This window comes from Mesorhizobium sp. SARCC-RB16n (genome assembly GCF_008520305.1).
In the GTDB taxonomy this organism is placed as follows: domain Bacteria; phylum Pseudomonadota; class Alphaproteobacteria; order Rhizobiales; family Rhizobiaceae; genus Mesorhizobium.
In genome coordinates this window covers 222426-247240 of record NZ_ML703256.1, presented here as the reverse complement: position 1 = coordinate 247240, position 24815 = coordinate 222426, and the positions used below count along the sequence as shown (strand labels likewise).

General features: G+C 62.7%; 25 protein-coding genes and 1 tRNA gene. 16 read left to right on the top strand and 10 right to left on the bottom strand.

Features of this window, described 5'->3' with window-relative positions:
- The first annotated feature begins 14 nt into the window (after positions 1 to 14).
- Positions 15 to 1550 (top strand): MFS transporter, encoded by a 1536-nt coding sequence (locus tag C7I87_RS04615; protein WP_149903082.1) that lies wholly within the window; start codon positions 15 to 17, stop codon positions 1548 to 1550.
- Positions 1551 to 1691: 141 nt separating this feature from the next.
- Here the strand turns inward: C7I87_RS04615 and C7I87_RS04610 are convergent, their stop codons facing one another.
- Both C7I87_RS04610 and C7I87_RS04605 read right to left on the bottom strand, forming a co-directional pair.
- Entirely contained in the window at positions 1692 to 2468 is a 777-nt protein-coding gene (locus C7I87_RS04610; RefSeq protein WP_149903081.1) for an esterase family protein, read from the bottom strand.
- 4 nt (positions 2469 to 2472) lie between these two features.
- Positions 2473 to 3639, bottom strand: a complete 1167-nt coding sequence (locus C7I87_RS04605) for an ATP-grasp domain-containing protein (RefSeq protein ID WP_149903080.1) — start codon at positions 3637 to 3639, stop codon at positions 2473 to 2475.
- A 401-nt stretch (positions 3640 to 4040) separates the two neighbouring features.
- Between C7I87_RS04605 and leuA the strand changes: the two genes are divergently transcribed.
- The 4 genes from leuA to C7I87_RS04580 all read left to right on the top strand — a co-directional run bounded on the left by leuA (position 4041) and on the right by C7I87_RS04580 (position 9584).
- Positions 4041 to 5777 (top strand): 2-isopropylmalate synthase, encoded by a 1737-nt coding sequence (gene leuA / locus C7I87_RS04595; RefSeq protein ID WP_149903079.1) that lies wholly within the window; start codon positions 4041 to 4043, stop codon positions 5775 to 5777.
- Positions 5778 to 6032: 255 nt separating this feature from the next.
- Positions 6033 to 7853: a tetratricopeptide repeat protein gene (locus tag C7I87_RS04590; protein ID WP_149903078.1), complete on the top strand. Its 1821-nt coding sequence runs from the start codon at positions 6033 to 6035 to the stop codon at positions 7851 to 7853.
- A gap of 207 nt (positions 7854 to 8060) precedes the next feature.
- Positions 8061 to 8861 carry an alpha/beta fold hydrolase gene (locus C7I87_RS04585; protein ID WP_149903077.1) on the top strand — a complete coding sequence of 267 codons (801 nt, stop codon included), beginning with the start codon at positions 8061 to 8063 and terminating at the stop codon, positions 8859 to 8861.
- A 108-nt stretch (positions 8862 to 8969) separates the two neighbouring features.
- Positions 8970 to 9584 (top strand): hypothetical protein, encoded by a 615-nt coding sequence (locus tag C7I87_RS04580; RefSeq protein WP_149903076.1) that lies wholly within the window; start codon positions 8970 to 8972, stop codon positions 9582 to 9584.
- On the opposite strand, the gene C7I87_RS04575 is transcribed toward C7I87_RS04580, so the two are convergent.
- Positions 9568 to 10497, bottom strand: coding sequence for a metallophosphoesterase family protein (locus C7I87_RS04575; RefSeq protein ID WP_149903075.1), 930 nt, complete (start codon positions 10495 to 10497; stop codon positions 9568 to 9570). The two genes, C7I87_RS04580 and C7I87_RS04575, sit on opposite strands and share 17 nt — an antisense overlap.
- A 53-nt stretch (positions 10498 to 10550) precedes the next feature.
- Here C7I87_RS04575 and C7I87_RS04570 point away from each other — a divergent pair, with 53 nt between their 5' ends.
- A complete protein-coding gene (locus tag C7I87_RS04570) occupies positions 10551 to 11048 on the top strand; it encodes an NUDIX domain-containing protein (RefSeq protein ID WP_149903074.1) in 498 nt (165 codons plus the stop codon).
- Position 11049: 1 nt separating this feature from the next.
- Here the strand turns inward: C7I87_RS04570 and C7I87_RS04565 are convergent, their stop codons facing one another.
- A complete protein-coding gene (locus tag C7I87_RS04565; protein WP_149903073.1) occupies positions 11050 to 12042 on the bottom strand; it encodes a glutathione S-transferase family protein in 993 nt (330 codons plus the stop codon).
- Positions 12043 to 12309: 267 nt separating this feature from the next.
- On the opposite strand from C7I87_RS04565, the gene C7I87_RS04560 reads away from it, so the two are divergent.
- From C7I87_RS04560 to C7I87_RS04540, 5 genes are all read left to right on the top strand, one after another.
- Positions 12310 to 12834 (top strand): GNAT family N-acetyltransferase, encoded by a 525-nt coding sequence (locus tag C7I87_RS04560; protein ID WP_149903072.1) that lies wholly within the window; start codon positions 12310 to 12312, stop codon positions 12832 to 12834.
- A gap of 84 nt (positions 12835 to 12918) precedes the next feature.
- A complete protein-coding gene (locus C7I87_RS04555; RefSeq protein WP_149903071.1) occupies positions 12919 to 13680 on the top strand; it encodes a 3-hydroxyacyl-CoA dehydrogenase in 762 nt (253 codons plus the stop codon).
- 69 nt (positions 13681 to 13749) lie between these two features.
- Positions 13750 to 14520: a HugZ family pyridoxamine 5'-phosphate oxidase gene (locus C7I87_RS04550; protein WP_149903070.1), complete on the top strand. Its 771-nt coding sequence runs from the start codon at positions 13750 to 13752 to the stop codon at positions 14518 to 14520.
- Positions 14521 to 14684: 164 nt separating this feature from the next.
- Positions 14685 to 15029 (top strand): ArsR/SmtB family transcription factor, encoded by a 345-nt coding sequence (locus tag C7I87_RS04545; RefSeq protein ID WP_149903069.1) that lies wholly within the window; start codon positions 14685 to 14687, stop codon positions 15027 to 15029.
- A 101-nt stretch (positions 15030 to 15130) separates the two neighbouring features.
- A complete protein-coding gene (locus C7I87_RS04540; protein ID WP_149903068.1) occupies positions 15131 to 15925 on the top strand; it encodes a TrmH family RNA methyltransferase in 795 nt (264 codons plus the stop codon).
- Positions 15926 to 15970: 45 nt separating this feature from the next.
- Here the strand turns inward: C7I87_RS04540 and C7I87_RS04535 are convergent, their stop codons facing one another.
- A complete protein-coding gene (locus tag C7I87_RS04535) occupies positions 15971 to 17125 on the bottom strand; it encodes a coiled-coil domain-containing protein (RefSeq protein ID WP_149903067.1) in 1155 nt (384 codons plus the stop codon).
- Between the two features lie 155 nt (positions 17126 to 17280).
- Positions 17281 to 17802: a DUF1134 domain-containing protein gene (locus tag C7I87_RS04530; RefSeq protein WP_373424628.1), complete on the bottom strand. Its 522-nt coding sequence runs from the start codon at positions 17800 to 17802 to the stop codon at positions 17281 to 17283.
- Positions 17803 to 18203: 401 nt separating this feature from the next.
- Here C7I87_RS04530 and chpT point away from each other — a divergent pair, with 401 nt between their 5' ends.
- Both chpT and C7I87_RS04520 read left to right on the top strand, forming a co-directional pair.
- The gene (chpT, locus tag C7I87_RS04525) at positions 18204 to 18833 is read left to right on the top strand and encodes a histidine phosphotransferase ChpT (RefSeq protein WP_149903065.1); all 630 of its coding nucleotides are present in this window, start codon (positions 18204 to 18206) and stop codon (positions 18831 to 18833) included.
- A gap of 247 nt (positions 18834 to 19080) precedes the next feature.
- Positions 19081 to 19485 carry a response regulator gene (locus C7I87_RS04520; RefSeq protein ID WP_149903064.1) on the top strand — a complete coding sequence of 135 codons (405 nt, stop codon included), beginning with the start codon at positions 19081 to 19083 and terminating at the stop codon, positions 19483 to 19485.
- A 107-nt stretch (positions 19486 to 19592) separates the two neighbouring features.
- Here C7I87_RS04520 and ctrA read toward each other — a convergent pair whose 3' ends face one another.
- Positions 19593 to 20288 carry a response regulator transcription factor CtrA gene (gene ctrA, locus C7I87_RS04515; protein ID WP_006203583.1) on the bottom strand — a complete coding sequence of 232 codons (696 nt, stop codon included), beginning with the start codon at positions 20286 to 20288 and terminating at the stop codon, positions 19593 to 19595.
- 451 nt (positions 20289 to 20739) lie between these two features.
- Between ctrA and C7I87_RS04510 the strand changes: the two genes are divergently transcribed.
- Positions 20740 to 21117: a flagellar export protein FliJ gene (locus tag C7I87_RS04510; RefSeq protein ID WP_149903063.1), complete on the top strand. Its 378-nt coding sequence runs from the start codon at positions 20740 to 20742 to the stop codon at positions 21115 to 21117.
- A gap of 110 nt (positions 21118 to 21227) precedes the next feature.
- Here C7I87_RS04510 and C7I87_RS04505 read toward each other — a convergent pair whose 3' ends face one another.
- Together C7I87_RS04505 and C7I87_RS04495 are read right to left on the bottom strand one after the other, a co-directional pair.
- Positions 21228 to 21560 (bottom strand): winged helix-turn-helix transcriptional regulator, encoded by a 333-nt coding sequence (locus C7I87_RS04505; protein WP_246696185.1) that lies wholly within the window; start codon positions 21558 to 21560, stop codon positions 21228 to 21230.
- A gap of 107 nt (positions 21561 to 21667) precedes the next feature.
- Complete coding sequence (locus tag C7I87_RS04495) at positions 21668 to 21943, bottom strand: CtrA inhibitor SciP (RefSeq protein WP_006203587.1); 276 nt, start codon at positions 21941 to 21943, stop codon at positions 21668 to 21670.
- 289 nt (positions 21944 to 22232) lie between these two features.
- Between C7I87_RS04495 and mnmA the strand changes: the two genes are divergently transcribed.
- Entirely contained in the window at positions 22233 to 23423 is a 1191-nt protein-coding gene (gene mnmA, locus C7I87_RS04490; RefSeq protein WP_149903062.1) for a tRNA 2-thiouridine(34) synthase MnmA, read from the top strand.
- Between the two features lie 97 nt (positions 23424 to 23520).
- Here the strand turns inward: mnmA and C7I87_RS04485 are convergent, their stop codons facing one another.
- Positions 23521 to 24480, bottom strand: coding sequence for a Gfo/Idh/MocA family protein (locus C7I87_RS04485; RefSeq protein ID WP_149903061.1), 960 nt, complete (start codon positions 24478 to 24480; stop codon positions 23521 to 23523).
- 238 nt (positions 24481 to 24718) lie between these two features.
- Here C7I87_RS04485 and C7I87_RS04480 point away from each other — a divergent pair.
- A tRNA-Met gene (locus C7I87_RS04480) sits at positions 24719 to 24795 on the top strand.
- The last annotated feature ends 20 nt before the right edge of the window (positions 24796 to 24815 follow it).

Sequence of the window (24815 nt, the reverse complement as noted above, 5' to 3'; positions counted from 1 at the left end):
AGATAGGAAAATCCATGACCTTGAAGATCACCATCGGCCCGGCCGAGAGATGGCTCGTGCTCTTGTCCGTATGCCTTGCCGCCATGACGATGCCCCTGACCTTCACCGGCCCGGCCGTCGCGCTCTCTCGCATCGCGGCCGATCTCGGCGGCAGCCCGATCGCGCTCAACTGGGTGACCAACGCTTTCATGCTGACCTTCGGCGCCAGCCTGATGGCGGCGGGCGCTCTGGCCGACAATCATGGCCGCAAGCGGATATTCCTCGTCGGTCTCGCCCTCTACACCCTCGCCTCGCTCGGTGCGATGCTGGCGCCCGACATCGCCTGGTTCGATATCTTCAGGGCCGCGCAAGGGCTCGGCAGTGCCTTGGCCTTCGCCGGCGGCGCCTCGGCACTTGCCCAGGAATTCGAAGGACCGCTGCGGCTGCGCGCCTTCTCCTTTCTCGGCACCAGTTTCGGCGTCGGCCTCGCCTTCGGCCCGATCGCCTCCGGCCTGCTCATCTCCGCCTTTGGCTGGCGGTCGATCTTCCTTCTGGTCACCGCGCTCGCAATTGCAGCCGCTCTACTGGGCCTGCGCACCATCAGGGAGTCGCGTGATCCGGATGCGACCGGCCTCGACTGGGCGGGCGCCGGCACGTTCACCGTCGCGCTGGCCTCGCTGACCTATGGCGTGCTGCAGGCGCCGCAGAACGGCTGGGCCGATCCACTTGTGGTAACGCTTCTCGGCGTTGCCGTCCTTTGCTTTGTCCTGTTTGTCATCGTCGAGCGGCGCGTGCGCCGGCCGATGCTGGATCTCACCCTGTTTCGCTATCCGCGCTTCGTCGGCGTGCAGTTCCTGGCGGCGGCACCCGCCTATGGCTTCGTCGTCCTGCTTGTGCTTTTGCCAATCCGCTTCATCGGCATCGAAGAGATGAGCGAGATCAAGGCCGGGCAATTGATGATCTGCCTCTCGGGACCGTTGCTGGTCCTGCCCCTGCTCGCCGGCCAGTTGGCGCGCTGGATCGCGCCTGCCACGATCTGCGGCGTCGGCCTGCTCGTCGCGGCAGCCGGTTTGGTCTGGCTGAGCCTGACGCCAGCGGTCGACGCCGCGCTGGTCGCGCCGCTGATCCTGATCGGTGTCGGCATCGCCTTGCCCTGGGGATTGATGGATGGGCTCGCCGTCAGCGTCGTGCCGACGGAGCGCGCCGGCATGGCGGTCGGCATCTTCAACACCACCCGTGTCGCTTGCGAGGGTGTGGCGCTGGCCATAGTCATGGCGACCCTGTCAGGCTTCACCGCCGCGCAGCTCGCCGCTCGAGGCGCGGCATCTTCCAGCAATGCGGCCGCCGCGGCGCAATTGCTGGTGACCGGCAATGTCGATGGAACCGCCCAACATTTGCCGGCGGGCAGCGCCGCCGTTCTGGTCGAGGCCTACGAAACGGCGTTCGACAGGCTGCTGATCGTGCTGGCGGCAATCACCATTGTCACCGCCCTCGTCGTGTTCCTCGGCCTGCGTCGCGGATCGGTGGCGGAACACGAGGTCGTCCCGCTGCCGGCCTGCCAGGAAGGGTAGGCATCAGCCATTTGCAGGCCAGCTGGATATCAATGCAGCTTACAGCATGTCGCGGCGAACAGGATTCGCCCGACCTGCTGTAAGCTTCTGATTTTATGCATGTCATGATCCCGAACCGAGGACACTTCCGGGCGACATGCATTAGTCCAGCCTGTGCATCAGATCGTCATCGAGCCAGCGGCCGAAGAAATAGACCAGTTGCTTGTGCCACCACGGCCAGTCATGGCTGACGTCGCCGCCCCAATAGTCGACCCAGGCGGTAATGGACTTGTCGCGCAGGATCTGTTCCAGCTGACGCGTCTCGACCAGCATGCGCTCCTCCCAGGCGCCCTGCCCGCAGCAGAAGATCAGCCTCAGCGTCTTCAGCCGCGCCAGCAGTTTCGGGTCGACGATCCCTGGCAGATAATCGAGCGGCGAGTTGTAGAAGATGTCGCCGTCGAGCGCCTTGCCGAAGAAATCGCGCGCCGAATAGACCCCCGACAGCGAGATGACGCCACTAGCGAGTTCGGGAAAACGGAAGACGAAGTTCGAGGAATGGTAGCCGCCCATCGAACAGCCTGAAAACAGCGGCTTCAGCCGCCGTCCGCCATTGGCTTGCGCGGCGGTTTCCAGAAATTCCGGCAGCGCCTCCTCTCGCACATAGCGGAAATAGGCCTCGTGCCGGGCGATACGATGCGCGGCATCGACATGCCTGGCGAAGAAGGATTCCGAATCGATGCCGTCGACGGTGAACAACTGGATGCGGCCGGTGTCGATGAACTCTGCGAGCGCCCCCACCCCACCGGAATCCTCGAACTGATAGAACCGCCCCTGCGAGGTCGGGAACACCACGACGGGCCGGCCGGCATGGCCGTAGCGCTTGTACTCCATGTCGCGGCCGAGATTGCGGGCGAAGGCCTTGTGATAGGAAATGTCCATGCCCTCAAGCCTTTTCAGCGTGGATATAGGCCACCGCCTCGCGCAGCGCCGCCTGATCCTTCGAGCGCATCTGGTAGGCGTAATTTCCCATGGCGCGGCTGAAAACCTCTTCTATTGGCTGATGGTGGACGATCTTGTCGCGGTGGGCGGCTAGCACGTCCGCATGGCTGTGCAAATAGTCGATGTGGCGCTTGCGGCTGGCGTAGGCGGTGAAATACTTGCCCTCATAAGGGCCGCCGGCGGCGTCCTTGACCACCATGTCTGCCCATGCCGCGTAGACATCGATGTCGAACGTGTAGTTGATCGCGTCGGTCATCCAGGCGCCGGGCGGGCGCATGTTGACCTCCAGAGCGATGATGCGGTCGTCCCTGGTCTCGAACAGCTCGATGTGGAAAAAGCGCTCGCGCACGTCGAACGCCTTCAGGATCTTGCGGCCGGCCTCCTCGACGACAGGCCTGATCCGGGGAAAGCAGGTGTAGCTCATGTGGCGGTCCTTGTTGACCACTTCCATGACGCTCTGGTCGTAGCGATGGCTGGCCGCCAGCACCACCTCGCCCTCGCGGTTGACCAACCCGTCATAAGTCACCACCAGCCCCTCGATGAACTGCTCCATGACGAAGGTCACATCCTCCGGCTTGTCCCGGAAGAACTGATCGAGCTCTTTGGCGTTGGAGATCTTGAACGTGTTCGAAGCGCCGGAGCCTGAATCCGGTTTGACCACGACGGGATAGCCGACACGGCGGATGAAGGTCATGGCGCCGGCCCGGTCGGAGCATTTGCGCTGCGCGATGGTCTCGACACCGCTCTTGCGGAAGAAGGCGCGCATGCGGCTCTTGCGCTTCAGGTTCTTCACGAAATCGAGCTTGGTGCCATAGATATTGAAGTCGGTGCGAATGTTGGCTTCCAGTTCCAGCCAGTGCTCGTTGAGCGATTCGAACCGGTCGATGCGGCCCCATTTGTGGATGAAATGGCCCATCGCCCGGAAAACCGGCTCGTAGTCCTCCATGTCCGCCACGCGGTAATATTCCGATAGCGCCTGCTTCAACTTGCCGTCGAGCGCATCGAAAGGCGCATCGCCAATGCCGAGCACGGTGGCGCCGGCCTTCTTCAGCCGGTCGCAGAAATCGGCGCCGTTGGCGGGAAAATGCGGCGAGAAGAACACGAAATTCATGGACGACCCCCTGCCGGCGGTACCCCGCCACCGTTCAAGTCTGGCGCATTTGCAGCGCGCGGGGAAGGGCATCCGCGTTAGGGATAAAATTCGAGGGGGCCGGCCCCGCTTGCCTCCAACAGGCCGCTCCTGTATGAGAGCGGCCATGAATACGCGCGCCACCACCGCTTCCCGTCAGACCGGCTTTGCCGGCGAGACCGTGCGCGCGCTTGCCTCGACCCTGCTTCTTCTCGGCCTTATCGGCGATCGCCGGGTTCGCTGAAGGAGCGCCCGGCGGTCGAACCGCCGCGCAAGCGCATGCTCCTTGGCAATTCACATCAAGCGAACGAAAATCTGGTAAAGGCGCCACTCGCCATCCATCCGTCTGAGGCGGATCCGAGGGCCGCCGGGAGAACAAGACGATGAACGCACGAGAAGAAATCCGAGCAAGCGAAGCGCCGGCGGGCAAGCAGGCCGGCGGCATGCCTGACGCCGCCCGCAAATACCAACCTTACCCTACCGTCGGCCTCACCGACCGGACCTGGCCCTCTAAGGTGATCGACAAGGCTCCGATCTGGTGCTCGGTCGACCTGCGCGACGGCAACCAGGCGCTGATCGATCCGATGGGCCACGAGCGCAAGGCGCGCATGTTCGCGCTGCTGCTCGACATGGGCTTCAAGGAGATCGAGATCGGCTTCCCGTCGGCCTCGCAGACCGATTTCGACTTCGCCCGCTGGTGCATCGAGGAAGGCAACGTTCCCGCGGACGTGTCATTGCAGGTGCTGGTGCAGTGCCGTCCCGAACTGATCAGCCGTACCTTCGAGGCGCTCAAGGGCGCCACAAACCCGATCGTGCATTTCTACAACTCGACTAGCGAATTGCAGCGCCGCGTCGTCTTCGAGAAGGATGTCGGCGGCATCAAGCGCATCGCCACCGACGCCGCCAGGATGATCACCGACATGGCCGCCAAGGCCGGCGGCGGCTACCGTTTCGAATATTCGCCGGAGAGCTTCACAGGCACCGAACTCGAGGTCGCGCTGGAGATTTGCAACGCCGTCACCGAGATCGTCAGGCCGACGCCTGACAACAAGCTGATCATCAACCTGCCGTCGACGGTCGAGATGTCGACGCCCAACATCTATGCCGACCGCATCGAATGGATGTGCCGCAACCTCGACAACCGCGAGAACCTGATCATCTCGCTGCATCCGCACAATGATCGCGGCACCGGCATCGCCACCACCGAGCTCGGCCTGATGGCAGGTGCCGACCGCGTCGAAGGCACGCTGTTCGGCAATGGCGAGCGCACCGGCAATGTCGACATCGTCACGCTGGCGCTCAACATGTACACGCAAGGCGTCGATCCGGGCATCGACTGCTCCGACATCAACCGGATGAAGGACGTCTACGAATATTCGAACCAGCTGAAGATTCCCGAGCGCCATCCCTATGTCGGCGAACTCGTCTACACCGCCTTTTCCGGATCGCACCAAGACGCCATCAACAAGGGCATGAAAGCGCTGAAGAAAGCCAACACAAGCCTGTGGGAGGTGCCCTATTTGCCGATCGATCCCGCCGATGTCGGCCGCAGCTACGAGGCGATCATCCGCATCAACTCGCAGTCGGGCAAGGGCGGCATCGCCTATGTGCTGCAGGCCGATTACGGCCTCAATTTGCCGCGCAACCTGCAGATCGAGTTCAGCCAGGCGATCCAGGCGATCACTGACGCCGAGGGCAAGGAAGTGCCGGCCAAGCGCATTTACGAGCGCTTCCTCGAAACCTATGTCGACCAGCCCGGCGCGCGCCTGAAATTCCTCGACCATCACACTTATCCGGACACCGAGGTGAAGGGCCGGCGCGTGGTCGAGGCGGTCATCCTCGACAATGGCAAGGAAATGACCATATCCGGCACCGGCACCGGCCCGATCGACGGCTTCGTCGACGCGCTGTCGCGCCATGTCGGCGTCGAGATGTCGGTGCTCGATTATTCCGAGCACTCGATGCAGCGCGGCTCGAATGCGTCGGCAATCTCCTATGTCGAGATGGAATATCCGGGCGGCAAGCTGTTCGGCGCCGGCATCAACACCAACATCGTCGCCGCCTCGCTGGAAGCGGTGACGTCAGCCGCCAATCGTATCGTCGGTCGCAAGGCACGATAGCATCGGCCGGTCGGCGCGGAAGGCAGGAGCAGCTCTCTCGCGCCGCCAATTTTTTCAAGCCCGCACAAGGCTTTGGCCTCGGCTGGCTGATGGTGTCTCCCGTGGCCATTGCGCGGCCGATACAGGCCGCGCCGTTAACCACCGGAAAATTATCCGGTTAGGTACGCGATCGCATAATGGGTGTATACTTGTGCGGCTGTGCGGGCATTATATGATCCGTGCCTTAACCTGTGCCGACTTCGAGAGGATCGACACTTGCAGCATGCCACGCCTGCCGCCCCCGCAGTGCGCGAAACATTGGAGCGACTGCTTGCCAGCGAGACGTTCGGAAGATCCGAACGGGCACGCAAGCTGCTGCGTTATCTTGTCGAGCGCGAACAGGCAGGCGAAGCCGACAGGCTCAAGGGCTTTTCCATCGCCATGGACGTCTTCGGCAAGGATGGCGATTTCGATCCTTCGACCGACGCGGTGGTGCGGGTTCAGGCCGGTCGGCTGCGCGACCTGCTGCAGCAATATTTTGCCAATGAAGGTGTAGCCGAGCCTGTCCGCATAGCCATTCCGCGCGGCGGCTATGTCCCTGCCTATGAGCTCAACGCGATCCGCTTGCCGGAGACGGCCGAATTCGCCATCCAAGCCGAAGCGGCGGCGGCTCCGTCTGCGCAACGCGGCACTGCCGAGAGTGTCGTTCCGGCCGATCCATCGGCGCAACGCGGTACTGCCGAGAATGCCATTCCGGCCGCCGCCTTGCTGGCACCGATGGTCGCGCCAGTACCGTCGGTGGCACGTCACCTCAGATTCTTCTGGATGGCGATCGCTGTCGTCATCGCCATGCTCGGCGTTTTGATCCTGCGTCAAGGCAGCGGTGGGCTGCTTGCAGGCGGCGACCTTGCGGCGACGCTCGAGACCGCCGGCCTGACCGGCAGCGTCTCGCCGTCCCCCGCGAGCGAGGCCTTGCCGCTCGTCTACATCGCCGTCAAGGCCGGTGGCACGGATGCCAGCCGTATCGCGGCATCGCTGCGCGCCGGCCTGAGCGGCTTCGATACGATCGACTTCATCGGTCGCGACACGGTCGACATGACCGATCCGGCCACCAATGCCACGAGCTTCATCTTCGATATTCTGCCTGGGCCGGATACGAGCGAAATCATGATCGAACTGCAGAGCGTGGCGACCGGACGGGTGCTTTTGTCGCGCAACCTGACCGCCGCCGACAGCGCACCGGCCGCCGTCGAGAACAGTATAGCCGGCATCTTGACGTCCGCTCTTCCCGCTTCCGGCACGATCTACAGCTATCTCGAACAAAGCGGCATTCAGACCGCCCTCACGCAGTGCCTGACGCTCAACGACAAATATTATCTCGACCAGAACGCCAGGACCCACGAGGCCGCCTATCGCTGCCTCGAAACCCTCGCCGAAAACGGTGCCAAGTCACCGCTGGTCTATTCGGAACTCGCCTCGCTCCACCTGGAGGCCGTGAACGACCACTACGCCTATCCGCCCGATGCCACCATCGAGAAGGCGATGACATTCGCTCACCGCGCCGTGCAGATGGGACCGACCAGCCCTTATGCGCATCGCTCCTACGGCTACATCAATTCCCGTCTTGGCAATGCCGACGAGGCGTTGCGCTGGATGCGCAAGGCCTATGACCTCAATCCCTACGATCTCGCCATGGCCGCCGCTTACGGCTACGCGCTGATTTTCGCCGGCCGGTATGCCGAGGGGACGCCGATCCTGGCCCAGGCGGTGGACGCCTCCAGCGGCCATCCGACATGGTGGGATTTCGGACTTTTCGCCGGCGAATTCATGCTTGGCGACACGAACAAGGCCGCGATCGCTAGTTCCTCACTGAGAACAACCGCAACGAAGTCGCACTATCTTGCCGCCCGGCTGATCGGCGCCAAGATTGCCGGTCAAGACAATCTGGCGCGCAAGCTGCTGGACGAGTTGACCGCCAAATTTCCGAAATTCGCCGCCAACCCGCGCGCGACCTTCATCGACCGAAAATACCCGCCCGATCTGACCGAGCGGTTGGTCGACGCGTTACGCGCCGCCGGACTCGGCAGCGCCGGCTAACGCCAAGCAACGTCGACGGGCTCGTCCCGCCGACCATTGTCGATTTCGTACGCACCGATCATCGAATGTCGGTTGGCTGGTGAGTTTTGTCATCAACCGTACAAATCGCGAAAATTTTACTGGCCATCGCGCTGGACGAGGCGCAATCCAGCCGCAATTGACTGTGGTCTCCCGTTTCTCATAGCCCTGCAACAAGCCCCCAGCTTCATGATTTCATCGCTTCATGCCGCCGAACAAGGCGCCGGTTCGAAGACCATCGTTCTACTGCATGGTTTCGGCGGTTGCCAGCATGTCTGGCGCGAGGTGATTTCCTCCCTCCCGACTTCCGCTCGCACGCTGGCCTATGATCTTCCGGGGCACGGGCTGTCGCTCGATTTCCCCGGTGCCGGCCCGGCCAAGGTGGCGGCAAGGGCCGTCCTGGCCGATCTCACCGCGCGATCGGTGAAACGCGTTCATCTGGTCGGCCATTCGATGGGCGGCGCGGTGGCGGCGCTGATGGCGCTGGCCGAGCCCGAGAAAGTGGCGTCTCTGACCCTTCTGGCGCCTGGCGGCTTCGGCGCCGAGATCAACGGCCCGCTGTTGCGCCGCTTTGCCGCCGCAAGGGACCCATCCGACATCCGGGCGTGCCTCTTGGCAATGTCGGGACCACTGACGCGGCCCATCGATCACACCGTGGATGCCCTTGGCGACATGCGCGGGCGACCCGGCCAGGTGGAGAGGCTCATCGAGATTGCTGCCGCCATGACCAGCGGCGACCGGCAGGGCGTTATCCCGCGCGACCGGTTGGAGACGCTGGCCATGCCGGTGATGGTGGTATGGGGAAGCGATGATGCCGTGTTGCCCGTCACCCAGACGGATGACCTACCCGTGCACTTTCATGTGCACCACGTGCTGGGGGCTGGCCATATGCTGGTCGAGGAGGCGCCCGGGCTGGTCGCCACGATCATCCAGCGCAACATGAACCGCCGCGCCAGGCCCTTGCGCCCGAAACTCGCCGCGACCGGCTGACACTTCCTGTGAAACACCGCCCTGGCGCCTCGCCGCCTTGATCGCGCCAGTGCATTTTGCCGGCGGCTGTGTTAACTGCGTGTTAACCAACCCGCGAGGCAGACGCCGATGAAGGACGCAGGCGAGAAGATCGATCCGTCAAACAAACTGTCCGATGCCATCCGTGACGTGAAGAACGCCTTCGCCGACCGCGACGATGTCGTCGTCGACATGCGCGAGGCGCACCGCATGCGCCTCGACCTCCTGGCCGCGGACCTCGCGCCCGTCTTTGCCGATGTTCCAGCCGACATGGACAATTTCGACTTTGTCGTCTCCTCGGGGCTGCAGCCGCGCCTGTGGATCGACGCCGTCAGCCATGTCGCGATGGGACGCGACCGCCGCACCTACCGCTTCCTCAAGGACACTCGCATTGGCCGTGTCGTGCTTGCCGAATCGACAGAGATGAAGCCGGTCGCCGATTCCGTGACGCGCTACGTCGCCGAGCGCATCGTCGAGCGGCGAAGGATGATGGAGGGTGGCGTCGAGCCGGCGGTCGCCGGCATGAGACGCGCCCAGGTCGCGGAAGCCGAGCCGCCGCTGCGGGCGTCGACGCGAGGCAAGGGCTGGTCGGCCTTCCTGTCCGGCCTTGGGCTGATCGCCGCCGGCGCACTGGTTGGTCTCGCGGTATCGGCCGCGCTGTTCTGGGACCGCCTGGCGGCCATGGTTCTCAACTGGCGGCCATAGCCTCGCCGGCTTCGACACCGAGTTCCAGGGTCTGCAGATCGGAGGGCGGTATGGACGGTCCGGTCAGGCCGCGCCGCGTCAGGCGGATGCGCCAGTTTCCCTTTTCGCCGTCGATATCGAACAGATTGTACTGCGCGGCGGGATGTTTGCCCCCCGGCGCCTGGCCGGCGGCGGCGACGCCGACGACCGGGACCTTTGCACCGCGAAGCCCTATCTGGAACAGCGACGGCAGATGCGAATGGCCGTGCAGCACAAGCTCCGCGCCGTGGCGGCGAATGATCTTGTGGAAACGGGCGATGCCGAACAGCCGCTTGTGCTGGGAGACGGCGCCCCGCACCGGCGGGTGATGGATCATGATCGCTCGAAACAGCCCTTGCTTTGCCGTGTTCTCGAGGATCTTGCTGAGCCGCTCCGCCTGCCCCTCCATGAAGAAACCGTTGGCCATGAAGGGCGCGGTGGCGCGAGCGGTCGAGACGCCGATCAGCGCGACGTTGCCGCGCACGCGCAGATACGGAAAGGCATTGCGATCGACCGGTGTGTTGACCCCGTCGCCGCTCATCCACGCCGCCCACGACCGGCAGATCTTGTCGAAGGCACCGGGCACATAGGCATCGTGGTTTCCCGGCACGACCGAAACGTCATGCGGCGACCCTAGCGTCTCGAGCCAGTGTTTGGCCATCTCGATCTCGCCGTCGAGCGCTAGGTTGACGAGGTCGCCGGTGACGGCGAGATGGTCCGGGTTTTGCGCCTTGATGTCGGCGACGATGGCGTCGATGACGGCATCGTGCATGTGGCGGCGGCGATTGCGCTGCCAGTTGACATAGCCGAGCACACGCTTGGACGCGAGATCGCGATAGGATACATCGGGGAGCGGCCCCAAATGGACATCGGAAATATGCGCGAGCCTGAACATTCCTCCTTCATAGGCGACGTGCACGCGGCTTTCCACCCACGGTTTCGCTACTGATGGCGACCGATGAGGAGGCTCCGTTCCAACAAACCGGCTGGGCGGGTTTGAGGGCCCGGCTGTTCCATCTCTATTTCGTGCTGCGGCGGCCGATGACGCTCGGTGTGCGCGGCCTGATCCACGATGCTGCGGCCAATTCCGTTTTCCTCATCCGCCATACCTATGTGCCTGGCTGGCAGCTTCCCGGCGGCGGCGTCGAGGTTGGCGAGACAATGGTAGAGGCGCTGGCCCGCGAACTCGCCGAAGAGGGCAACATCGCGCTGGCCGCCACGCCGGTGCTGAAGTCGATGCACTTCAACCGCCGGGCCAGCCGGCGCGACCACGTCGGCCTCTATCTCATCGAAAATTTCAGCCAGACCGCACCGAAGCTGCCCGATCATGAAATCGCCGAGGCCGGCTTTTTCCCGCTCGATCGCTTGCCCGAAGGCACGACGCCGGCAACGCTGCGGCGGATCGCCGAGGTTTTTCTGGGCGAGCCGGCGTCAGCATACTGGTAGGTCAGGCCGCGGCCTTCCTGAACTGCGCCCGATCATGCGGCGCGCCATAGTCCAGTTCCGGTCCCACCGGCACGATCCGGGTCGGATTGATGGTCTCGTGGCTGCCGTAATAATGCGCCTTGATGTGGTGCAGGTTCACTGTCTCGGCGACACCACGCACCTGATAGAGGTCGCGCAGATAGTTCGACAGGTTCGGATAGTCAGCGATGCGGCGCAAATTGCACTTGAAGTGGCCGACATAGACCGGGTCGAAGCGCACCAGAGTGGTGAACAGCCGCCAGTCGGCCTCGGTGATGCGCTCACCAACCAGATAGCGTTGCCTGGAAAGGCGATCCTCCAGCGCATCCAGCGTCGAAAACAGCTCGCCGAACGCTTCTTCATAGGCGGTTTGCGTGGTGGCAAAGCCGGCGCGATAGACGCCGTTGTTGACTGCGGGATAGACCAGCGCATTGATCGCGTCGATCTCGCCACGCAAGGCTTCCGGGTAGAAGTCGAGGCTCGCATCACCCCATTCGTCGAAGGCCGAATTGAGCATCCGGATGATCTCGGAGGATTCGTTGGAGACGATAGTCTGTTCCTTCTTGTCCCAAAGCACCGGCACCGTCACCCGGCCCGAATAGGCTGGATCGGCCCTGGTGTAGATCTGGCGCAGGAAGTCGAGGCCGTAGAGCGTGTCCCCTGTCGCGCCGTCCTCGGCCACGAACGTCCAGCCATCGGCGCCCATGAAATGGTGCACCACCGATACCGAAATAATAGCGTCCAGCTTCTTCAGCGCGCGAAAAATCAGCGTCCGGTGCGCCCACGGACAGGCGAGCGAGACATAGAGGTGATAGCGGCCGGGCTCCGCCTTGAAGCCGCGGCTCCGTTCTTTGGCGGGCTCGCCGTCGCGCGTGATCCAGTCGCGCCACCGCGACTGCGCCCGCTCGAACTTGCCGCCGCTGTTCTTCGTGTCGTACCAGCGGTCCTGCCATTTGCCATCGACGAGTAATCCCATGAATTGTCCTTTCGCGTTTCCCGTCATGTAGGGCGCGATGCGGTAAGGCGGAAATCATCCAGGGCTGAACACATCGTCAATCGGTAGGACCAGCGAACGGGTCGATTGCGGCGGCGCAAAATTGATGCTAGCGGACACTCCGCATGTTCGACTTTGCCTTGATCCGGTTTGACCGACGACGAAAGGGCGCCCGCGCTTGATGAAGCGCTGACTGGCGAATGCTGCCGTTTGCAGCAACCTTTCCTCCTCTACCGGAACGCAAAGACCATGAGCCTTGCCGACGTGAAGTACCTGCCGGAAACCCCGGCGCACGACCCTCAAATCGAAGCCATCAACGACGAGGCCTTCGGCCCCGGCCGTTTCGTCCTGGCCGCCTACAAGATCCGCGAGGCCGGCGGCCACGAGCGCGCCCTCTCCTTCGTCGCTGTCGACGGCGACCTCGTCGTCGCCTCGGTGCGCATGACGCGTATAGCGGCCGGTGCCGGCCGGGCGCTGATGCTTGGGCCGCTCGCGGTACGGCCGGCCTTCAAGAATCTCGGCATCGGCCGCCGGCTGGTGGCAATCGCGCTGGAGGCGGCCGCTAAGGCCGGTGCACCCGCCGTGATCCTGGTCGGAGACGAGCCCTATTACGGGCCGCTCGGCTTCAAGCGCATTCCGCGCGGCCAGATTTCGATGCCGCGGCCTGTCGACCTCGACCGCCTTTTGTCGCACGAGATCAAGCCGGGCGCGGTTGCCAGGCTCACGGGCGAGGTCGGTCACGCCAGCCAGGCCAGGGTCGCCGAGCACGTCTAGCGATGGCTTGACCTGGCCCGTCGATCCGGGCCTGATCCGTCCCTGTTCTCATAGGAAGCCCATGCTCACAGGAAGGATGACGCCATGAATCCCAACGGCCAGATAGCGATCGTGACCGGCGGCGGCTCCGGCCTTGGCGAGGCAACCGCTCGCGCGCTTGTCGTCAAGGGAGCCCGCGTCGCCATCTTCGACGTTGGCATCGAGCGCGCGGCCAAGGTCGCGGCCGACATCGGCGGCATCGCGGTCCAGTGCGACGTCAGCAGCGCCGACAGTACCGCCGCCGCCCTCTCCGATGTCGCCGCCGCGCTGGGCGAGCCGCGCATCCTGGTCAATTGCGCCGGCATCGCCATTGGCGTGAAGACGATCGGCAAGGATGGCCCGCATCCGCTCGACCAATACCGCAAGGTGATCGAGGTCAATCTGATCGGCACCTTCAACATGATCCGCCTGGTCGCCGACCGCGCCGCGAAACTCGAGCCGCTGCAGGGCGGTGAGCGCGGCGTTATCGTCAACACCGCCTCGGTCGCCGCCTATGACGGCCAGATCGGCCAGGCGGCCTATTCGGCCTCCAAGGGCGGCGTGGTCGGCATGACGCTACCCGTGGCGCGTGATCTCGCCCGTTCCGGCATTCGGGTCTGCACCATCGCGCCCGGCATCTTCAAGACGCCGATGATGGCCGGCATGCCGCAGGAAGTTCAGGATTCGCTGGGCGCCGCCGTGCCCTTCCCGTCACGCCTCGGCGAACCATCCGAATATGCCGCACTTGCCCTGCACATCATCGAAAACCAGATGCTGAACGGCGAGACCATCCGCCTGGACGGCGCCATCCGCATGGCGCCAAAGTAGCGCCAGCCGAACTGCCGGAAGTCCGGCCGCCGACACCGATAGGCGAGACAAATTGTGGCGAGCGTTTTGATGCAGCAAAATCAAAATAAGGATGTGATCCGCGAGACCGACGCCGAGGCGATCCGGTTGGCGAAAACGCTTCTGCGCAGTGCCCGTTTCGGCGCCCTGGCGGTGCTGGAACCACAGACCGGATCGCCACTGGCGAGCCGGGTCGGCGTCGCCACCGACGTCGACGGCGCGCCGCTCATCCTGGTGTCGATGCTCGCGGCGCACACGTCGGCCCTGCTTGCCGATCCGCGCTGTTCCCTGTTGCTTGGCGAGCCCGGCAAAGGCGATCCACTGGCGCATCCGCGGCTGATGCTGATCTGCCAGGCATCGCGGCTGGAGCGCGGCTCGCAGGCGCATGCCCGTGCCGAGCGCCGCTATCTCAACCGCAATCCCAAGGCGAGCCTCTATGCCGGGCTCGGCGACTTTTCAATCTTTCGCTTTGAGCCGCAACGCGCCAGCCTCAACGGTGGTTTCGGCAAGGCCTATCTGCTCGAACGGCCCGACCTCCTCACCAATGGGCCCATCATCGAGGAACTCGCCGGAAGCGAACAATCGGCCGTCGAACACATGAATAAGGATCATCTCGACGCGATCGCCATCTATGCCCGCCATTTCGCCAAGGCAGCCGGCGATGGCTGGACCATTGCCGGTTTGGACGCCGATGGCATGGATCTGGTGTCGGGCGACAATGTTTGCCGGGTATTCTTCCCGCAACCACTGGTAAAGGCTTCTGAATTACGTCCCGCGCTGGTCGAAATGGCCAAGGCCGGCAGGACCGCATCGGAGGCATAAGACGAAACTAAATTGCATTTGATCAAAAGCAACGCTTGAGATTTGAAAGAAATGTTCTAGGCTTAGATGTGGTGCTGACTCGTCGGCACCTTCACAAGTGAATTTATGGATTCAGGCACCATTGCCCCCATGGCGCCTCGATGAGCAAAGAGCATGGGGCATCAATGGTCTCGACAAAGCTAATCGCCAACGCCGAATCGGCTGCCGAATTTCTGATGCTGATGGGCAACGAAAAACGGCTGTTGATCATGAGCTATCTGATCGACGGTGAAATGTCGGTCGGCGCCATCGCCGAAAAGGTGATGCTCAGCCAATCCGCCCTCTCACAGCACTTGGCCAAGTTGCGGGCGCTCGACCTCGTGGACACCCGCCGCGATCGCCAGATGATCTATTATTCCTGCAAATCCGATGCAGTGCGCGAACTGCTCGCCATGCTTGATGGCATTTTCGGCAGCGGCAAGGAAGATCTGTCCCAGATGGCGCAGAGGTTGCGCCGCGCCGGGACTTGACCGGACGCTACCGCGGCCGTTTACCTCGCTGACGATTTCCGGAGCGTGGTTCGTGTGTCTTTCCCGGCACACGAACCGCGCTCTTTATTGTTGAGCGGGACATGGACCCAATTCGCATCGACGATCCACGCGACCCACGTGTCGCTGCCTATCTCGATATCCGCGAGCGTGATCTGGCGGGCCGGCAAGGCCGCTTCGTCGCCGAAGGCAAGGTGGTGCTCGACCTGCTTTTGTCGTCGAGCCGCTTCAGCGCCGAATCCATCCTGATCCTGGAAAACCGGCTGGGCGGCCTGGAGGATATCCTGCGCAAGGCACAAGCCGACCTGCCGGTCTACGTTGTCGCCGGTGCTGTGATGGACGCCATTGCCGGATTCTACATGCATCGCGGCATCCTGGCCATCGGTCGCAAGGAGACACCGCACCCGGCCGCTTCATTGCTGGATGCCTTGCCCGCTCAAGCCTTGGTCGTCGTGCTTGTCGGCATCGCCAATCATGACAATATGGGTTCGATCTTCCGCAACGCCGCCGCTTTCGGCGCCGATGCGGTGCTGATGGACGCGACATGCTGCGATCCGCTGTACCGCAAGGCGATCCGGGTTTCGGTCGGCGCCGCTCTCAAGATCCCTTTCGCGTCCTTCACCGATACGGCCGACTTCACGGCGGACCTCGATCGGCGGGGCTATGACCAGTTCGCACTGTCACCGCGCGGCCGGATCGACATACGCGACGCACGGCGCGGCGAGCGCCTGGCGCTCTATCTCGGCACGGAGGGCGAAGGCCTGCCCGAAAGCCTGCTTGCCCGCTTGCAAACAATGCGGATCACCATGTCGAAAGGCTTCGACAGCTTGAACGTCGCTGCCGCCTCAGCCATTGCCCTGCATCATTTCTCGCGCTGACGGCGTGTGAGCCAGGACGCGGCGAAAGCGGCCAGCCCGCAACCGTCAGTTGGCTTCCGCCTTCTGCAGGGCGCGCACGCGGTCAGCGAGGCTGCGGTCGTGGCCGGCGGAGCGGTTGTCCTGCGGTGCCGCCAGCGCCTTGGCGATTGGTGAATCGGGTCCTTCGAGCTTGGCCGTCAGATGGACGACCTCCGCCGCCAGTTCGTTCATCTGCTCACGCAGCGCGGCACCATTGCCATTCGTCAAACCCGACGACGCCGCGGCGCCGAGATCCGCCTTCAGGCGCTTGTTCTCGCGCGCCAGCGCCGTCAGCCTGGCCTCCAGCCGTTCGCGGTCGCCGTCGAGCTTGGCGATCGCCAGGTCCACATCGTCGCGCTTGCCGGCCTCGTCATGCCGGCCTGCCTCATCGGGTTTGCCGACCAGCCGCAAGGCCGGTGCGCCGTCGTCGACTTTCGCTTTTTCCCGCAACCGCGCCAACTCCTTTTCGCGCCGATCAAGCTTGTCCTCACGGTCGGCGAGCGTTGCCAGCAGCCGCTCGACCTTCTTGTCGAGTTCGGCGGCCCTTTTCTTCTCGGCCTTCAGGGCATCGCGCGCAGCCTTGCTTTCAGCCGCGATCTCCTGGCTGCGCCGATCCGCTTCCTTGCGCTGGCCGCGCAGCAGCGAAATGTCGCTGGCGAGTTTCTGCAATTCGGATTCGCGGGCCACGAGCTCGATCTGTCGGCTGCTGGAAGCAAAACTGGCGTCGTCATACATGTGCTCCAGCTTCTCGAGCTCGAGCGCCCGCCTTTCCAGTTTTCGTTCGGTCTCCTTGAGCCGCTCCGAAAGCTGATGCAGTTCCCCTTCGCGCTGCCGCAATGCTTCGCTCTTGGCGCCGAGTTCGGCGAGCGCGCGGTCCTTGTCCGTGCGCTCGACCGCCAGCGCCTTCAACGCCTCGCGGCCTCGATTGATCTCGACGAGCTGTTCGGCCGCCTTTTCGCGCAACGTCTTGACGTTGATTTCAAGGCGACGCGTCGACATGGCGTACTCGGCCCGGATCCGGTCCTTGTCGGCCTGGATTTCAGCTTGTGTCAGCGGGATGGAGGCTTCGATGCGCCTGCGGGTCAGGGCGACGGCACGCCGCCAGACGGCCGGAGCCACCATCAGCGCCAGAAAGCCGGCACAGAGAAAGCCGAGGGCAAAGAACAGAACCGACTGAACCAAAGGACTACCCGTTATCGACGACAACTTGGAAGGCTGGACTGTGCCATGTTGGCATGGCGGAAATCCGGCACCGCGGCAAGGGCTTGCCGCGGCTCATTCGGGTCATGGCTCGGGAATCCGGTGGACCGGTCCGCGATTCGATCATATCGGACAGATCAGAACGGATTCCAGGTCGCGCGCTCGGTCAGTTTCAAGTAGCCGAGATTGACGCCGAGCCTGGCGCCGACGCCGGTACGGATCGGCACCAGCAGCACATTGTTGTTCTTCAGCACGTTGAAGCCGATACCCGCCACCACATAAGCCGAGCCGGCGACGCCGCCATAGCGATTGTAGAGGTTGCCGACATCGTCGAGATTGTAGACCAGCATCATCACGCGTGAGCCCTCGCCGCCGAAATCCCAGCCCAGCGACGGGCCTTGCCAGAACACTTTGTGATCGCCGGCATTCTTGGTGTAGAGCGTGCCCTCGCCATAGGTCAGGCCGCCGATCAGCGCACCGGATCCCTCTTCGCCGAGCAGATAGCCATTGGGCAGACCGTAGGAGGCGAAAATCTTCTCCACCACGGTGGCCAACCCGCCCGACGTCGCGCCGAAGAACTTGTGGCCGGAATCGACAATTTCCTGAGCGGTGTACTCCTGGGCCCGCAAGGGCGATGTCGTGAAAACGAGAACGCCCATGAGCGTGATCGCCATTGAAAGGACGCGGAGAAGACTCCGGTCATAGAATCGGGAAAACATGCTTCCAATCTCCGTCATGAAGCACTTTCGCCGACGCCTCGCATCCGTACGGCTCTTTAGGCGGCCGTTAAGGATGACTGTTAGGGGCAAACTATGCCGTAATCCTTTTTCAACCATTAAACTTCCACAGGAAGATGGCGGTTCGAAGGCTGTTTAGGGATCGCTACGGGCTGGCAGCCTGCCCGAACACGCCATTTGCCCCGACGACAATTTTCGATTTGTTGCTGTACGTACGAGTGCTGTGTATTCAGAAGGCCTCGGGTTGGAACGTGATTCGTGCGGGCAGGCGCGATGACAGGTCGCCCGGTCACGACTAGTGGAATTTGCAGGGATTTTCACCGATGGCCGATCTGTTCACCCTCTCCGCTCCCGATCTGGCGGCGCTTTTGTGTAGCCGTGTCTGCCACGACATCATCTCGCCGGTCGGCGCGATCAACAACGGGCTTGAACTGCTCGACGAGGGTGGGGCCGACGAAGACGCCATGCGGCTCATCCGCCAAAGTGCAAGGAACGCTTCCGCTCGGTTGCAGTTCGCCAGGATCGCCTTCGGCGCCGCCGGCTCGGCCGGCATGATGATCGATACCGGAGATGCCGAGGCCGTCGCCATCGCCTTTCTGAAGAACGAAAAGCCGGAATTGGTCTGGAACGGAATCCGCGCGCTGCTCCCCAAGAACAAGGTCAAGCTGCTGCTCAACCTGCTCCTGGTCGCCAATGCCGCCATTCCGCGCGGCGGAAAACTAGTCGCGACCCTCGAGAATCTCGAAACCGAGCCACGTTTTTCGCTTTCGGCAAGCGGGCCGATGCTGCGTGTGCCGCCGAAATTCCTCGAACTGCATTCCGGCCACAAGCCGGAGGAGCCGATCGACGCGCATTCGGTGCAGCCCTACTACACGCTGCTGCTGGCCCGCGAGGCCAACATGACGATTTCGATCCATGCGACGGCTGAAGAAATCGTCCTTTCAGCGGCCTGAGATCGGCGCTGGCAGCGCGACTGAACAAAGTATTTCAATCTGAAATATTTCATTGACGCCCCAATCGGGGTGCGATGAACTTTGCCCGCCCGGCAAACACGCAAGCATCCGCAAGGAAAAGCCCGCCGAACGGGATCTTTGCAAAAATTTTACCTAACGGCTTTTCGGCTTCTTTACCAGATCGGCCTAGGCTACGCCTCAGATGCCCGCACGACCGGATTGCCCAAGGGCAAAGAGGATCCCGGAAATGAAACGCTGCATGTTCGTCGACGGTTCAAGCGTCATCAGGAAGGTTGCAAAACGCATCCTGGGCGGTTCCGACATGATGGTCATCGAGGCAGCCAGTGGGCTTGACGCACTGGAGATGTGCGCCGCAGACATGCCCGACATCATCGTCGTCGACGGCGCCCTTCCGGACGTGCAGGCGGTCGACCTCATCCGCCGCGTGCGCGCCATGGAAAGCCCGATCAGGCCGCAGATCCTGATCTCGCTGGTCGAGCTCGATATCGCCTCGATCATGCGGGCCAAGCGCGCCGGCGCCCAGGGCTATCTGTTGAAGCCCTTCAATCGCCCGCAATTGCTCGAACGCTTTCGCGCCTTGAAGATCGCACCTGATTCGGCGCTGACGAGCAGTTCCAGGAAAAGTGCCTGACGGTGCCGCTTGGAATTGCGTAGAACCGGATAGTTACCAGCCCATCACGCAAAAAACCCGGCCGTAGCCGGGTTTTTGTTGAAAGAAATTCGGACGGTGCTCGTCGCTCAGGCGCTGACGCGGATGTCTTCCGGTTCGCGCAGCACATAGCCGCGGCCCCAGACGGTCTCGATGTAGTTCTGGCCACCGGACGCGGCGTCAAGCTTCTTGCGCAGCTTGCAGATGAAGACGTCGATGATCTTCAGTTCCGGCTCGTCCATGCCGCCGTAGAGGTGGTTGAGGAACATTTCCTTGGTCAGCGTGGTGCCCTTGCGCAGCGAGAGCAGCTCCAGCATCTGATATTCCTTGCCGGTGAGGTGCACGCGCTGGCCACCGACCTCGACGGTCTTGGCATCGAGGTTGACCACCAGGTCGCCCGTGGTGATGACCGACTGGGCGTGGCCCTTCGAGCGGCGCACGATGGCATGAATGCGCGCCACCAGCTCGTCCTTGTGGAACGGCTTGGTCATGTAGTCGTCAGCGCCGAAGCCGAGGCCACGTACCTTGTCCTCGATGCCGGCCATGCCGGAGAGGATGAGGATGGGCGTCTTTACCTTGGAGAGGCGAAGCGTTCTCAAGACCTCGTAGCCGGACATGTCGGGCAGGTTGAGGTCGAGAAGGATGATGTCGTAGTCGTAGAGTTTGCCCAGATCGACACCCTCTTCACCGAGGTCCGTCGTATAGACGTTGAAGCTTTCCGATTTCAGCATCAACTCGATGCTTTGTGCGGTTGCACTGTCATCTTCTATCAGCAGAACACGCATTTCATTCCCCTTTTCTGCTGCCGGACCATTTCACGACCCGTCCTGCCCCGGAGCAGTGGTTGCCTTGTAGAGAGGCTGCCATCGAATGGTTAACAAAACCTAATTTCCCGTCCAATACGGTATCAGATTTTTTAACCCCTTTCTACACCCTCTTGAATCTAATAACGAATCACAGGCCAAAATTCCTAATGCGACACATTAATAACCTGGACTAAGTGACTCCAGGGACTCATCGACGCGGCTTCGCTTCGGCGGCTGGAATTTTTACCCGGCCTTAAGCCCTGACCCGTATGATTAACAATGCCCGTAAACGAATGGTTACCGTCCGCAAAAAACTTTAGGGTTTTGTTTCCTATAGTGCGGGGAAAGCCGGTGGATACGGGCAGCGCTTGGGCCTTTCCAAGGGGTTTGGACGATATGTGCGGGTGTGCGTTTCCGGGAGTACCGAATCATGAAGTCACGTGAAAACCTCGTACGGCTGAAACAGTTTCAGGTGAATGAGAAGCGTCGCCAGCTGCTGCAGCTCGACATGATGATCGCCGAGTTCGAACGCATGGCGGTCGAACTGGAGCTTCAGATCACTGCCGAGGAAAAGAAAGCCGGCATCACCGATATCAACCATTTCGCCTATCCGACCTTCGCCAAGGCGGCGCGCCTGCGCCGCGACAATCTCAGGAACTCGCAAGGCGATCTCGCCCATCAGCGAAGCGCCGCCGAATCATTACTCGGCGAAGCTGAAGCGGAGCTTTCCAAGGCCGAGATGCTGGAATCGCGCGATACCAAGATTCGCGAGACCGAAACCGGTGGCCGCAGCGCCATGATCGGCTGAACCGGCCGACATCGACACTATTCGGCGCGCGCACAGGCGCGCAACCTGTCGGGCGACGGCCTGAATCCCGCGCCGGCGGCCGCCGCGAAAACGCTGGTGGCACGCAAGACCTAAGCCGCCCAGTCCCCCTCATTTCCGGCCATCGCCCTCGCCCGGGCATCCTTGATATCGGGCGCATGCTGCTCCGCCCATGACCTGATCTGGGTAAGCAGTCCCGCTAGGTTCTGGCCGAGCTCGATCAGTTCATATTCGACGCGTGGCGGAATGACCGGATAGACCTCTCGCCGCACCAGGCCATCACGTTCCAGCACGCGCAAGGTCCCGACGCAGTCCAGGGTCGAACGCATGTCGGTCGTGCCCGACCGCGAAGCCTGCTTGAACTCGCCGGGTTGATCGACGCGCAAAAGCTTGCCGTTCCGCTTGACCAGGCGAGAGCCGCTCACGCCTTTCTCGCCACTAAGCCGATCGGCAAGGTAGTGACGGATCTGAGCGATGACACCGAAAGCAAAGGGCGCGGCATGCCGCGCCCTTTGATTGTGATGAAACCGGCCTAGTGCCGGTATTGCTGGATACGCGTGGTGCGCAGCCCGGCAAGGCCGTATTCGTCGATCGACGCTTGCCAGGACAGGAATTCCTCCGTGGTCAGCTTGTAGCGCTGGCATGCCTCTTCAAGGCTCAAAAGTCCGCCGCGCACCGCTGCAACCACTTCCGCCTTGCGCCGGATAACCCAGCGACGCGTGTTCGTCGGCGGCAGATCGGCAATCGTGAGAGGGCTGCCGTCAGGCCCGATAACATATTTGACTCTAGGTCTAACCAGATCGGTCATCGTACTCTCTACAAAAAACTCAAAGACCCAATCCCCGCCACGTTACCGCCACAGCTTTAAAAATTGCCTAAGCAGACCCTAATGACTAGGTAAGGATCGTGAACGCCGCGTTAGTCTTTTGGCGGGCATTTGAAATATCCGGCTGGAAGCCCTGTCTTAGCCCGGAGAAATGTATCCGTTGACAGCGTCCGCGACGCGCAACCAGTCGCCCTGCAAGCTGGCGCAGCAGGAAAGCTTGACCTATATTCTCGACATTGGCATTCAGACGCCGCGTTAGAACGAAAGCACCATGAACAGCCTCGACCTTCCCGGACGCCCCGAAAACACCCGCATCGTCGTCGCCATGTCGGGCGGCGTCGATTCATCCGTGGTCGCCGGCCTGCTGAAGCGTGAGGGCTACGATGTCGTCGGCGTCACCTTGCAGCTCTATGATCATGGTGCGGCAACGCATCGAGCCGGATCATGCTGCGCCGGCCAGGACATCGACGATGCCCGCCGCGTCTCCGAGACGCTGGGCATTCCCCACTATGTGCTCGATTATGAGGAGCGGTTCCGCAAGGCGGTTATCGACCCCTTCGCCGAGAGCTATGTCGCCGGCGAAACGCCCATTCCTTGCGTTTCCTGCAACCAGACGGTCAAGTTCGCCGATCTCCTGGCCACGGCCAAGGATCTCGGCGCCGATGCGCTCGCCACCGGCCACTACATCCGCTCCGGCGCCAATGGTGGCCACCGCGCCCTCTACAGGCCGGTCGACGCCGACCGTGACCAGAGCTATTTCCTGTTCGCCACCACGCAGGCGCAGATCGACTATCTGCGCTTTCCGCTTGGCGGCCTGTCGAAGCCACAGGTTCGCGCCATCGCCGAGGAGATGGGGTTGACGGTCGCCGCCAAGCAGGACAGCCAGGACATCTGCTTCGTGCCGCAGGGCAAATATTCCGACATCATCGCCAAGCTGAAGCCGGCCGCCGCCAACCCAGGCGACATCGTCCATATCGACGGCCGCGTGCTCGGCCGCCACGAGGGCATTCTGCGCTACACGATCGGCCAGCGCCGTGGCATCGGCATCGCGTCCGGCGAGCCGCTCTATGTCGTCCATCTCGACGCCGAGCGCGCCCGTGTCGTGGTCGGCCCGCGCGAGGCGCTGGAGACGCACAAGATCTATCTGCGCAACATGAACTGGCTGGGAGACGGCGCCCTCGCCGATGTGCCCGCCGGCGGCATCGAGCTGTTCGCCAAGGTGCGCTCGACAAGGCCGCCACGGCCGGCCGTTCTGCGCCACGAGGCTGGCGTGACGTCGGTGGAACTGGCTGATGGCGAGTCGGGCATCGCACCCGGACAGGCCTGCGTGCTCTATTCCGACGACGGCAACGAGGCCCGTGTCTTCGGCGGCGGCTTCATCGGGCGCTCCGAGCGCGGCGCCGAGGCCGAAGCGATGCTGAGCCGGCTGGCCGCGAAGCCGTCGCAGGTTCCCGCCGAGTAGCTCTCGCTCCCCGTCGCACCAGCTGTCAGCGTCCGTGAGCACCGGAAGCGCAGAAAACGCCATCAGATGGCCGTCAGAGTAGAATTTCCAAACAGTGTCAGGATTTGGTGTGGGTGACGGTGCCGGCCGTCAGGATGCGCAGCACCCTGATCGCTTCCTCGCCGCTGGTGCGCGGTTCGGCGCGCGTCTCGATACACTGGATGAAATGCTCCAGCTCGCGCGTCAGCGGCATGCCCTGGGCAACCGCGACATAGGACGGCTCGTTGGTGGTGAACGCCCACTGGCCGCTGTCCTGCCACACCGCGTGGCGGTAGACGGCAAGCTTGCGCTCCCATGGCTCGACATCGTCGAACACCGCCATCGCCTTGGTGCCGACCACCGTCAGCCGCCGCTCGCGATACGGGTTGAGCCGCGACGTGAAAAGATGGCTCCGCAGCCCGTTGGGAAAGCGCATGTGCAGATGCGCGAAATCGCTGAGATTGTCGAGGAGTGCCGCCCCCTCGCCGCGCACCTCGATCGGCTCGGTGCCGGTGATGGCCAGGATCATCGACAGATCGTGCGGCGCCAGGTCCCATAGCGCATCGTTCTCGGTATGGAACTTGCCGAGCCCCAGCCGGTGCGAATGGATGTAGCGGACCTCGCCGAGCTCGCCCTTGTCGATCAGCCCTTTCAGCGTCTCGAAGGCGGGATGGAAGCGCAGGACATGGCCGACCATGAACACGCGGCCATTGTCCTTGGCCGCCTGCACCGAGCGCTCGGCATCCGGCACCGTCAGCGCGATCGGCTTTTCTACCAGCACGTCCTTGCCGTTCTCGACGGCGCGCACGGCAAGATCGGCATGGAACTGCGGCGGCAAGGCCATGATGATGGCGTCGATGTCGTCGCGGACGAACAGCTGGTCCGGCTCGATCGCCAGGCAGTCCTGTTCGCTGGCGAAACCTTCGGCGCGGGCACGATTGGTGTCGGAAACCGCGTGCAATGCGCCGAGCGCCTTGAGGGTGCGGATGTGGTTGGAGCCCCAGTATCCGCAACCGAGGACTGCAATGCGCGGCTTCATCTGTTTCAAACTCTAAAAACTCGTGGCCGAGACATAGCGACGTGCCCCGTCGAACTCAACCCCAGCGGCTGCAACCAGGCTGTTCGCGGCAAAGCTTTTCGCCAATGGGAATATGCGCCGATATCGAATGCATCGAAGCTTGACAGGCTCGCCCTCCCAACCTTATATCCGCGCGACCTTGGCGAACGCCTAGAAATGCCTTTCGATTTGAGGCGGATTTCGGGCCTGTCGCCGCCCTGGCGGGGTAGCTCAGTTGGTTAGAGCACGGGAATCATAATCCTGGGGTCGGGGGTTCAAGTCCCTCTCCCGCTACCACCTTTCCCCCACTCCTTTGA

Coding starts and splice junctions, on each gene's coding strand:
- C7I87_RS04615 (WP_149903082.1), top strand. CDS start 15: ATGACCTTGAAGATCACCATCGGCCCGGCCGAGAGATGGCTCGTGCTC.
- C7I87_RS04610 (WP_149903081.1), bottom strand. CDS start 2,468: ATGGACATTTCCTATCACAAGGCCTTCGCCCGCAATCTCGGCCGCGAC.
- C7I87_RS04605 (WP_149903080.1), bottom strand. CDS start 3,639: ATGAATTTCGTGTTCTTCTCGCCGCATTTTCCCGCCAACGGCGCCGAT.
- leuA (WP_149903079.1), top strand. CDS start 4,041: ATGAACGCACGAGAAGAAATCCGAGCAAGCGAAGCGCCGGCGGGCAAG.
- C7I87_RS04585 (WP_149903077.1), top strand. CDS start 8,061: ATGATTTCATCGCTTCATGCCGCCGAACAAGGCGCCGGTTCGAAGACC.
- C7I87_RS04580 (WP_149903076.1), top strand. CDS start 8,970: ATGAAGGACGCAGGCGAGAAGATCGATCCGTCAAACAAACTGTCCGAT.
- C7I87_RS04575 (WP_149903075.1), bottom strand. CDS start 10,497: ATGTTCAGGCTCGCGCATATTTCCGATGTCCATTTGGGGCCGCTCCCC.
- C7I87_RS04570 (WP_149903074.1), top strand. CDS start 10,551: ATGGCGACCGATGAGGAGGCTCCGTTCCAACAAACCGGCTGGGCGGGT.
- C7I87_RS04565 (WP_149903073.1), bottom strand. CDS start 12,042: ATGGGATTACTCGTCGATGGCAAATGGCAGGACCGCTGGTACGACACG.
- C7I87_RS04560 (WP_149903072.1), top strand. CDS start 12,310: ATGAGCCTTGCCGACGTGAAGTACCTGCCGGAAACCCCGGCGCACGAC.
- C7I87_RS04555 (WP_149903071.1), top strand. CDS start 12,919: ATGAATCCCAACGGCCAGATAGCGATCGTGACCGGCGGCGGCTCCGGC.
- C7I87_RS04550 (WP_149903070.1), top strand. CDS start 13,750: ATGCAGCAAAATCAAAATAAGGATGTGATCCGCGAGACCGACGCCGAG.
- C7I87_RS04545 (WP_149903069.1), top strand. CDS start 14,685: ATGGTCTCGACAAAGCTAATCGCCAACGCCGAATCGGCTGCCGAATTT.
- C7I87_RS04540 (WP_149903068.1), top strand. CDS start 15,131: ATGGACCCAATTCGCATCGACGATCCACGCGACCCACGTGTCGCTGCC.
- C7I87_RS04530 (WP_373424628.1), bottom strand. CDS start 17,802: ATGGGCGTTCTCGTTTTCACGACATCGCCCTTGCGGGCCCAGGAGTAC.
- chpT (WP_149903065.1), top strand. CDS start 18,204: ATGGCCGATCTGTTCACCCTCTCCGCTCCCGATCTGGCGGCGCTTTTG.
- C7I87_RS04520 (WP_149903064.1), top strand. CDS start 19,081: ATGAAACGCTGCATGTTCGTCGACGGTTCAAGCGTCATCAGGAAGGTT.
- ctrA (WP_006203583.1), bottom strand. CDS start 20,288: ATGCGTGTTCTGCTGATAGAAGATGACAGTGCAACCGCACAAAGCATC.
- C7I87_RS04510 (WP_149903063.1), top strand. CDS start 20,740: ATGAAGTCACGTGAAAACCTCGTACGGCTGAAACAGTTTCAGGTGAAT.
- C7I87_RS04495 (WP_006203587.1), bottom strand. CDS start 21,943: ATGACCGATCTGGTTAGACCTAGAGTCAAATATGTTATCGGGCCTGAC.
- mnmA (WP_149903062.1), top strand. CDS start 22,233: ATGAACAGCCTCGACCTTCCCGGACGCCCCGAAAACACCCGCATCGTC.
- C7I87_RS04485 (WP_149903061.1), bottom strand. CDS start 24,480: ATGAAGCCGCGCATTGCAGTCCTCGGTTGCGGATACTGGGGCTCCAAC.